This window comes from Cupriavidus campinensis (assembly GCF_905397395.1).
Lineage (GTDB): Bacteria > Pseudomonadota > Gammaproteobacteria > Burkholderiales > Burkholderiaceae > Cupriavidus > Cupriavidus campinensis.
Window position 1 is genome coordinate 1 of record NZ_CAJPVH010000110.1, and the last position, 7,220, is coordinate 7,220.

Below are 7,220 nucleotides of genomic sequence, written 5' to 3' on the forward strand. Positions count from 1 at the left end.
ATGCGCGGCCGGGCGCGCGGCAGCGTGGGCTGGCGCTTCGCGCTGGCCGTGCTCGAGCGCCGGCGCGGCGTGACCGTGCTCCAGACCGTGGCGCTGGCCGTGGGGCTGATGGCGCTGCTGCTGCTTGGCATGACGCGCAACGATCTGGTCGATTCCTGGCGCAACGCCACGCCGGCCGACGCCCCCAATCGCTTCATCATCAATATCCAGCCCGACCAGCGCGAGCCGCTGCGCGCGATGCTGGCCACCAATGGCATCCGCGACCTGCTCTACCCGATGGTGCGCGGCCGCCTGACGCATATCGACGATCGCCCGATCCAGGCCAGCACCTACCCGGACGGCCGGGCGCGCAATCTGGTCGAGCGGGAATTCAACCTCTCGTATACAGACAGGCTGCCCGAGGGCAACGAGGTGATTGCCGGGCGCTGGACCGGCGATGCCGGCGGGGCGTCCGTGGAGGAGGGCATCGCCAAGACGCTCCATATCAAGCTGGGCGACACGCTGCGCTTCGACGTGGCCGGCCAGACCGTGGAGGCGCCGGTCACCTCGCTGCGCAAGCTGGACTGGGGCTCGATGCGCGTGAACTTCTTCGTGATCCTGCCTACGGACAAGATGCAGGGCCTGCCCGAGACCTACATCACCGCCTTCCACCTGCCGCCGGCCAAGTCGGCGCTTGGCAACCGGCTCACGGCCAGCTTCCCGAACATCACCGTGGTCAACACGGATTTGATCCTGCGCCAGATCCAGGCGGTGCTCGATCAGGTGATCGCCGCCGTGGAGTTCCTGTTCGTCTTCACGCTGCTGGCCGGCGTGACGGTGCTGTATGCGGCGCTTTCCGGCGCGCGCGACGAGCGCAAGCGCGACGCCGGCCTGCTCAAGGCCCTTGGCGCGAGCGCCGCCACGGTGCGCCAGACGCAGTACGCCGAATTCCTTGTCGTGGGCGGGCTGGCGGGGCTGCTGGCCAGCCTCGGCGCCATCGCGGTGGGCTGGGCGCTGTCTCAGTTCGTATTCGATTTCCCGTACCGGTTCAACGTGTGGATCGTGCCGGTGGGGGTGGTTTCTGGCATGCTGTGCGCTTTTGCCGGCGGCTGGCTGGGCCTGCGCGAGGTGCTGCGGCAGCCAGCGCTGGCCACGCTGCGCGACGTGCAGTGACCGCCGTGCAGCGATTCTTCTCGATTTGACATGATTACCGAACCTTCCGAACCGACCGACGCCGCCACCCAGGAAGTCACCGCCTACGAACTGGTCGGCGGCGAGGCCCGCGTGCGCGAGCTGGTGGACCGCTTCTATGACCTGATGGACCTGGAGCCCGAGTTCAAGCAGCTCCGCTCGATCCATCCGCCTTCGCTCGATGGTTCCCGCGACAAGCTGTTCTGGTTCCTGTGCGGCTGGCTGGGCGGCCCGAACCATTTTATCGAGCGCTTTGGCCACCCGCGCCTGCGCGCACGCCATATGCCGTTCGAGATCGGCACGCTGGAACGCGACCAGTGGATGCGCGCCATGGCGCTGGCGATGCAGGACATCGGCTTGCCCGAAGACCTGCAGTTGCGGCTGATGCAGGCGTTCTTCCAGACCGCCGACTGGATGCGAAATGTGCAGCGTTAAGCATGTGAAGGGTGCGCAGGACGTGCTGGACTTCTGGTTCGGCACGCCCGGCTCGGCCATCTGGAATACCGCGCGGAAGGAGTGGTTCACCAAGCGCGACGCCTTCGACGCCACCATCCGCGACACCTTCCTGCCAACCTGGCAGGCCGCGTACGAGGGGGCACATGACGGTGCGGCGGACGACTGGTCCAGCACGCCCGAAGGTACCTGCGCCCGCCTGATACTGCTCGACCAGTTCCCGCGCAACATGTTCCGGGGCGATCCGCGCACCTTCGCCACGGATGCGCAGGCGCAGGCGCTGGCCCGCCGGATGCTCGCGCAGGGCTGGGACCGCGAACTGCCCACGCCGTGGCATCGCATGTTCTGCTACCTGCCGTTCGAGCACGCCGAGTCGCCCGAGGCGCAGGACATCGCCGTGCGCGAGTACATCACGCTGCGCGAGGACACCGGCGGCGAAGTCGATAGCGTGGAGTGGGCCGTCAAGCATCAGGAAATCATCGCGCGCTTCGGCCGGTTTCCGCACCGCAACGCCGTGCTGGGCCGCGCCAGCACGGACGACGAACTGGCGTTCCTGAAGCAGCCCGGTTCCTCGTTTTGAGGGGCGCCGCCCCGCTAGTGGCGTTTTCGCCGCTTGGCGGGCTGTCCGCCCGACCCGATTGCTTATAATCCCAATCCTGCCGATTCGAGAGCCCGCCCGACCCCATGGAAGCCAAACCGCAAGCCGGCCCGCGCCGAACCCGAGACCGCATCCTCGACGTCTCGCTGCGCCTGTTCAATGAGCTGGGCGAGCCCAACGTCACCACCACGACGATCGCGGAAGCCATGGAGATCAGCCCCGGCAATCTCTACTACCACTTCCGCAACAAGGACGACATCATCAACTCCATCTTCGTGCGCTTCGAGCAGGAGATGGAGCGCCGCCTGAAGATGCCGGAGGACCACAAGGCCACGCTGGGCGAGAGCTGGGGCTACCTCCAGTACATGTCCGAGTTCCTGTGGAACTACCGCTTCCTGTACCGCGACATCAACGACCTGCTGGCGCGCAACCGGATGCTGGAGACCAATTTCAAGCGCATCGTGGAGCAGAAGAAACGCTTCGCGCTGGAGATCTGCCGCCAGTTCCAGGAAGACGGCGATATGGAAGCCACGCCGGAGCAGGTGGACGCGGTTTGTACCAATATTGTTGTAATTGCCACGTACTGGTTGTCGTTCCAGTTCGTGCAGCATCCGCGGCAGTACAACGATCCCGAGCAGATCCGGGGCTACCTGCACGGTTCGAGCTATCACATCTTCTCGATCCTGGCCCCGTACCTGCGCGGCAAGGCGCGTGAAGCGTTCGATCAACTGGCGCGCGAGTACGCCGTCTCCAAGGCGGAGGCCGAGGCCGCCGCTGCTGCGAAGAAGGAAAGACAGTGAAATCGGTTTGCGTGTATTGCGGGTCCAGCCCCGGCTTCCGCCCGGAATATGCCGAGGCGGCGCGCGTGCTGGGCGCCACCATGGCCCAACAGGGCCTTGCGCTGGTTTACGGCGGTGGCAAGGTCGGGCTGATGGGCATCGTGGCGGACAGCGTGCTGGCGCACGGCGGCACGGCCATCGGCGTGATTCCCGATGCGCTGATGCAGAAGGAAGTCGGCCATCGTGGCCTGACCGAGTTGCACGTGGTGCGCAACATGCACGAGCGCAAGCAGATGATGGCCGACCGCTCGGACGCGTTCATTGCCATGCCGGGCGGCGTGGGCACCTTCGAAGAGCTGTTCGAAACGTTCACCTGGGCCCAGCTCGGCTATCACGACAAGCCGGTCGGCCTGCTGAACGTGGCCGGCTTCTACGACGGCATGCTGGCCTTTCTGAACCACGCCGTGGGCGAGGGGTTCCTGAAGCAGGTGCACGCCGACATGCTGCACGTGTCCGACACACCCGGCGCGCTGCTCGGCAAGCTGGCCGCCGCCCCGCGCGTGCGCGTGGACAAGTGGATCGAGAAGCGCGACGAGACCTGACCCGCCAAGGTTAGCCCCGGCGGGCCCCCCTAGCCCAGCCAGCCGCCGATCCACCGCACCACGTGCGGCCCGCCGATGGCCATCCAGGTGCCGCCGCACAGCACGAGCGCCAGCATGACCGCCGCGCTGCCAAAGTCCTTGGCGCGCTTCGACAGGCTGTGCCGCTCGAGCGAGATGCGGTCCACGGCGGCCTCCACGCTGGAATTCAGCAATTCCACGATCAGCACCAGCAGCAGCGTCCCCAGCAGCAAGATCCGCTCGACCGCCGAGATCGGCAGCAGGAACGCGCAGGGCGTGAAAATCACCACCAGCGTCAGTTCCTGCCGAAACGCGCTCTCCTCGAGCACCGCGTAGCGCAGGCCGGACAGCGAGTTGATCGCCGCGTGCCAGGCGCGGCGGATGCCGCGATTGCCTTTGTGGGGATTGTTCTCGACCGAGTACTCAGTCTCCGGAGCGGACGGCAGCGGGGGATGCGGTTTTGGCATGATCGTGCGCAGCGGTGGGAGCCGTGGAGTCTTGGGGGGCTGCCGACGCTGGCAACGGCCGCAGGTGAGCGAGGAACTGCTCGGACGCGGCGCGCCACGAGAACTTCTCGGCGTGGGCGCGAGCGGTGACGCGGTCGATGCGCAGCGCCTCGAGGCAGGCTTCGCGCAAATCCTCGTGCATCACGCCGGCCGGGCTGTCGCCCAGCACATCGATCGGCCCGGTAACCGGGTACGCCGCCACGGGCAGGCCGCTCGCCAGCGCTTCCAGCAGCACCAGCCCGAAGGTATCGGTGCGGCTCGGGAACACGAAGACATCGGCAGAAGCATACACCTTGGCCAGATCCGGTTGCTTGAGCACGCCGAGATAGCTGGCGGACGGATAGCGCGCCTTCAGCCCGGCCAGCGCCGGGCCGTCGCCCACTACCCATTTCGAGCCGGGCAAGTCGAGCTGGAGGAAGGCCTCCACGTTCTTCTCCACGGCCACGCGGCCCACGTAGAGGAAGATCGGGTGGGCGGTGTTGAGCACGTTGGCGCGCTCGGCGGTGAAGACGTCGAGGTCCACGCCGCGCGTCCACAGCACGCCGTGGCTGATGCCGTATTGATGCAGGTCGTGCAGCACCACCGGCGTGGGCGCCATCACCGCGCGTGCCGGACCGTGGAACCAGCGCAGGAAGCGGTAGGTCCACGCCAGCGGGATGCCGAAGCGGGCCTGCACGTACTCCGGGAAGCGCGTGTGGTAGGCCGTGGTGAACGGCAGGCCGTGGCGCATGGCGTAACGGCGCGCGGCCAGGCCGAGCGGGCCCTCGGTGGCGATGTGCAGGGCCTCCGGGCGGAAAGCGTCGATGCGGGCGCGTACCTTGGCCGTCGGCAGCAGCGACAGGCGGATCTCCGGATACGTCGGGCATGGCACGGTGCGGAATTCCAGCGGCGTCAGCAGGTCCACCGTGTGGCCCATCGCCTCCAGTTCGCGGCGCGTGGACTTGAGCGTGCGCACCACGCCGTTGACCTGGGGCTCCCAGGCATCCGTGACAATCATGACTCGCATCGAATCTCCTTGCGGCAGTGTGGCCGGGTGAGGTGTCGTGGGGGCGGGGCGTGTCAAAGCGCCATCTCGGTGGCGCGGCGGCGGCGGCGTCCGACTGGCTCGGGCGGATCGAGCAGCGTGGTCCAGTAGACGATCTTGAGCTCGCCTTCCATGGTCTCGACCAGCGCCGAAAGGCTCTCCACCCAGTCGCCGTCATTGCAGTAGAGCTGGCCGTCCACCTCGCGGATCTCGGCCTTGTGGATGTGGCCGCAGACCACGCCGTCGCAGCCGCGCCGGCGCGCCTCGTCCACCATCGCGTGCTCGAACGAGTTGATGTAGCTGACCGCGTTCTTGACCTGGTGCTTCAGGAATTGCGAGATCGACCAGTACTCGAAGCCGAGCCGGGTGCGGATGCGGTTGAAATGGCGATTCAGCGCCAGGATCATCGTGTAGAGCGAGTCGCCGAGGTAGGCCAGCCAGCGCGCGTGCTGCACCACGCCATCGAACAAATCGCCATGCACCACCCAGAGCCGGCGGCCGGTGGCGGTCACGTGGATGGCGTCCTCGCGCACGGTGACGTCGCCAAAGGCCATGCCATCGAACTGGCGCGCCACTTCGTCGTGGTTGCCGGGCACGTAGACCACTTCCGTACCCTTGCGCGCCTTGCGCAGCAGCTTCTGCACCACGTCGTTGTGGCTCTGCGGCCAGTACCAGCCCCGGCGCAGCTGCCAGCCATCGATGATGTCGCCCACCAGATAGAGCACGTCGGATTCGTTGTGCTTGAGGAAGTCGAGCAGATAGGTGGCCTGGCAGCCCGGCGTGCCGAGGTGGATATCGGACAGCCAGATGGCGCGGTAGCGGTGCGTGGGAGGTTCCGTGGCGGAGGCGGGGCGGTTGCCTGTTTCGGCGTGGAAGGCCGGGGCGGCGGGAGCGGTCGGCGACAGTTCCGTCGGCGGCGGCATGAAGGCCGCCAGCGCGGCGGACAGCGAGAGCGTGGTGTCAGGCTTGCCGCGCAGGCGTTGCGCGGCCCTCGACAGACGCCCCCGAGCAAACTGGAGAGCTTGAACCATGGCGGCCCCGGTATCGGCGATGGGTGCATTGAGCCCTTGCCGCGTGACGGTGCCGTGACGGAAACATGAATGTCACATGAAGATCGAGGTGTGCTGCGGGGCTTGTTGCGGCATCGGCGCCGGGGTGCGTAGGGCGGCCAGCGCGGCCAGCGTGGCGTCCACGGCGCGCGGGTGGCGCAGCAAGGAAACATGGCCGATGCCGGCCAGCGGCACGTTGCGCGCGCCGTCGAGCCACGCGGTGCCGGGCGGCCCGGCGATGGAGTCGTGCCAGCTGAACACCGAGACGATGCGCGCGCGCAGGGCCGGCGTCTCCGCCAGCGCCAGTGCTTGCAGCCACGGGCTGTGCCAGCGCATCTGGCGCGCATTGCGGCCACTGCCGAAGCGGGCGAGGGCACAGCCATGATGGGGCGAGCCGAGCGTGACGATGCCCGCGCAGGGCGGTGCCGGATCGGCGCCCATGTCAGCCTCCCGCAACGCCATCACCTGCGCGGCCCGCGCGGCGAGCCCGCCCATGCTGTGGCAGACCACGAGCGGCGGCTGGCCCGTGCGCGCGGCGATGTCGCGCATGCGGGCGAGCAGGGTCGGGGCATAGTCGTCGATATCGCCCAGCACGGGTTCGAGGTCGATCCCTTCGCAGCGATAGCCGGCGGCGGCCAGCGCGGGCGCCATATCGAGCCAGATCGCATGGTTGCAGCCGTAGCCGTGCACCAGCAGCACCGTCGGGGCGTCGGTGTCGGCGTTGGCGGGTGGCGCAAAGGTGAGGCGCGAGCGGAACGGCTGGAGCCAGTTGAACATGCGGAAGACCGCACGGCATTCGGAGAGATAGCAGGCGAGCGCGCCCGAGAGGCCGAGCGGCTGGCGCGGGGGGGCATCGGGCGGATGGGGCAGGCGCGCGTCCGGCGGGATGCCCGCGCCGCCCAGCGTGGCGACAAAGGCAATCCCCACGCCGATGCCGAAGCCCACCGGCACGGCCAGCAGCGCCGCGCCAATGGCGAGCGGCCACGGCCAGCCGGCCCCTTCGGCCAAGCCGGCCGCGATG

The 7,220-nt window shown here is 68.0% G+C and carries 9 protein-coding genes; 5 read left to right on the forward strand and 4 right to left on the reverse strand.

Going from position 1 to position 7,220, the window contains the following annotated elements; genetic code table 11:
* From KHO18_RS27710 to KHO18_RS27730, 5 genes are all read left to right on the forward strand, one after another.
* The coding region (locus KHO18_RS27710) for an ABC transporter permease (RefSeq protein WP_322791035.1) at nucleotides 1-1,152 on the forward strand (1,152 nt) is incomplete at its 5' end.
* A 30-nt stretch (nucleotides 1,153-1,182) separates the two neighbouring features.
* The gene (locus tag KHO18_RS27715; RefSeq protein WP_144201609.1) at nucleotides 1,183-1,605 is read left to right on the forward strand and encodes a group II truncated hemoglobin; all 423 of its coding nucleotides are present in this window, start codon (nucleotides 1,183-1,185) and stop codon (nucleotides 1,603-1,605) included.
* Nucleotides 1,592-2,203 (forward strand): DUF924 family protein, encoded by a 612-nt coding sequence (locus tag KHO18_RS27720; protein WP_211944269.1) that lies wholly within the window; start codon nucleotides 1,592-1,594, stop codon nucleotides 2,201-2,203. Before KHO18_RS27715 ends, KHO18_RS27720 begins: the two co-directional genes overlap by 14 nt.
* 104 nt (nucleotides 2,204-2,307) lie before the next feature.
* A complete protein-coding gene (locus tag KHO18_RS27725) occupies nucleotides 2,308-3,021 on the forward strand; it encodes a TetR/AcrR family transcriptional regulator (protein ID WP_144201605.1) in 714 nt (237 codons plus the stop codon).
* Nucleotides 3,018-3,602 (forward strand): LOG family protein, encoded by a 585-nt coding sequence (locus KHO18_RS27730; RefSeq protein WP_211944270.1) that lies wholly within the window; start codon nucleotides 3,018-3,020, stop codon nucleotides 3,600-3,602. The genes KHO18_RS27725 and KHO18_RS27730 overlap by 4 nt, the downstream gene beginning before the upstream one ends.
* A 29-nt stretch (nucleotides 3,603-3,631) precedes the next feature.
* Here KHO18_RS27730 and KHO18_RS27735 read toward each other — a convergent pair whose 3' ends face one another.
* From KHO18_RS27735 to KHO18_RS27750, 4 genes are all read right to left on the reverse strand, one after another.
* Entirely contained in the window at nucleotides 3,632-4,087 is a 456-nt protein-coding gene (locus tag KHO18_RS27735) for a diacylglycerol kinase (protein WP_144201601.1), read from the reverse strand.
* Nucleotides 4,044-5,132: a glycosyltransferase family 4 protein gene (locus KHO18_RS27740; RefSeq protein ID WP_144201599.1), complete on the reverse strand. Its 1,089-nt coding sequence runs from the start codon at nucleotides 5,130-5,132 to the stop codon at nucleotides 4,044-4,046. Before KHO18_RS27740 ends, KHO18_RS27735 begins: the two co-directional genes overlap by 44 nt.
* A gap of 53 nt (nucleotides 5,133-5,185) precedes the next feature.
* On the reverse strand, nucleotides 5,186-6,181 hold the full coding sequence (locus tag KHO18_RS27745) for a UDP-2,3-diacylglucosamine diphosphatase (RefSeq protein ID WP_211944271.1): 996 nt from the start codon (nucleotides 6,179-6,181) through the stop codon (nucleotides 5,186-5,188).
* 72 nt (nucleotides 6,182-6,253) lie between these two features.
* Nucleotides 6,254-7,220, reverse strand: a 967-nt coding sequence (locus tag KHO18_RS27750; RefSeq protein WP_211944272.1) for an esterase/lipase family protein, incomplete at its 5' end; no start/stop codon positions are given.

Coding starts and splice junctions, on each gene's coding strand:
- KHO18_RS27725 (WP_144201605.1), top strand. CDS start 2,308: ATGGAAGCCAAACCGCAAGCCGGCCCGCGCCGAACCCGAGACCGCATC.
- KHO18_RS27720 (WP_211944269.1), top strand. CDS start 1,592: ATGTGCAGCGTTAAGCATGTGAAGGGTGCGCAGGACGTGCTGGACTTC.
- KHO18_RS27735 (WP_144201601.1), bottom strand. CDS start 4,087: ATGCCAAAACCGCATCCCCCGCTGCCGTCCGCTCCGGAGACTGAGTAC.
- KHO18_RS27715 (WP_144201609.1), top strand. CDS start 1,183: ATGATTACCGAACCTTCCGAACCGACCGACGCCGCCACCCAGGAAGTC.
- KHO18_RS27745 (WP_211944271.1), bottom strand. CDS start 6,181: ATGGTTCAAGCTCTCCAGTTTGCTCGGGGGCGTCTGTCGAGGGCCGCG.
- KHO18_RS27740 (WP_144201599.1), bottom strand. CDS start 5,132: ATGCGAGTCATGATTGTCACGGATGCCTGGGAGCCCCAGGTCAACGGC.